This window comes from Streptomyces sp. NPDC050388, from assembly GCF_040655635.1.
GTDB lineage: Bacteria > Actinomycetota > Actinomycetes > Streptomycetales > Streptomycetaceae > Streptomyces.
In genome coordinates this window covers 1-1,653 of sequence record NZ_JBFAKH010000258.1, presented here as the reverse complement: position 1 = coordinate 1,653, position 1,653 = coordinate 1, and the positions used below count along the sequence as shown (strand labels likewise).

The window sequence follows — 1,653 nt, the reverse complement described above, 5'->3', positions numbered from 1 at the left end:
CGGCCAGGCGCGGGCCTCGGTCAGCAGCTCCACCGCCCCCGCCGACCAGTCGATCTTCGACGACGGCTCGTCCACGTGCAGGGTCTGCGGCAGCAGGTCATGGCGCATGGCCATGACCATCTTGATGATGCCGGCGACGCCGGCGGCGGCCTGGGTGTGGCCGATGTTGGACTTCAGGGAGCCCAGCCACAGCGGCCGGTCCGCGTCGTGCTCCTGGCCGTAGGTGGCCAGCAGCGCCTGCGCCTCGATCGGGTCGCCCAGCGTCGTGCCGGTGCCGTGCGCCTCCACCACGTCCACGTCCGCCGCCGCGACACCCGCGTTGGCCAGCGCCTGGCGGATGACGCGTTCCTGGGCGGGGCCGTTGGGGGCGGTCAGACCGTTGGACGCGCCGTCCTGGTTGACGGCGGAGCCGCGCACGACGGCGAGGACCTGGTGGCCGTTGCGGCGGGCGTCGGACAGCCGCTCCACCAGCAGCACGCCGACACCCTCGGACCAGCCGGTGCCGTCCGCCGCGTCGGAGAAGGACTTGCAGCGACCGTCGGCGGCCAGGCCGCCCTGGCGGGAGAATTCCACGAAGCCGGCCGGGGTCGACATCACCGTCACGCCGCCGACCAGCGCCAGATCGCACTCACCGGTGCGCAGCGCCTGTGCCGCCAGGTGCAGGGCGACCAGCGACGACGAGCAGGCCGTGTCGACCGTCACCGCCGGGCCCTCCAGCCCGAAGGCGTAGGACAGACGACCAGACAGGACACTGGTGGCCGTGCCGGTCAGGAGTTGGCCGCTGACACCGTCCTCGCCCTTGGCCAGGGCCCCGGCGCCGTACCCCTGGCTGCATCCGCCGACGAAGACGCCGGTGCGGCTGCCGCGCAGCGTGACCGGGGCGATGCCGGCGCGCTCCAGGGTCTCCCACGACGCCTCCAGGACGAGGCGCTGCTGCGGGTCCATGGCCAGGGCCTCACGCGGCGAGATCCCGAAGAACTCGGGGTCGAAGGACCCGGCGTCGTGCAGGAAGCCGCCGACCCGGGCGAACGACCCGGCCGCCGTCTCCAGGTCTCCGAAGGGGATGTCCTCCCAACCCCGGTTCACCGGGAAGCCGGTGATGCCTTCGAGCCCGTCGCTGACGAGCTGCCACAGGTCCTCCGGCGTGCGGACACCTCCTGGCAGTCGGCAGCTCATGCCGACCACCACGACCGGGTCGTCGTCCACGGGCATCGGTCGGACAACCGCCGGTGCGCTGTCGGCATCCGTGCGGTTCAGCAGGTGCTCGACAAGGTGCCCGGCCAGGCTCTCGGCGTCCGGGTAGTCGAATACCAGGGTCGCGGGAAGCTGCAGTCCAGTCTCCTGGACGAGGCGGTTCCGCAGTTCCACCGCGGTGAGCGAGTCGAAGCCCAAGTCGCGGAACGCCGTCGTGGACGCGATGGCAGAAGCATCGCGGTGTCCCAGTACGGCCGCGGCGTGCGAGCGGACGCTCTCGCGAAGTGCGTCCCGGGCATCCGCATCGTCCAGACCTCGAAGCCGCTCTTCCCATACGGAATGCGCGGGAGTTTGTCCGTCGGCGGGGTCGCCGGTGGGCGCCTCGGTGGTGCGCTGGGCATCGGGCAGGTCGGCCAGCAGCGGGCTGCGGCGCAGGGCGGTGAAGGCGGGAGTGAAGCG

The 1,653-nt window shown here is 72.4% G+C and carries 1 protein-coding gene; it reads right to left on the bottom strand.

The genetic code is table 11. From position 1 onward, the window contains the following. A partial coding sequence (locus AB0I73_RS41200; RefSeq protein WP_363045501.1) for a type I polyketide synthase occupies positions 1-1,653 on the bottom strand: 1,653 nt, incomplete at both ends.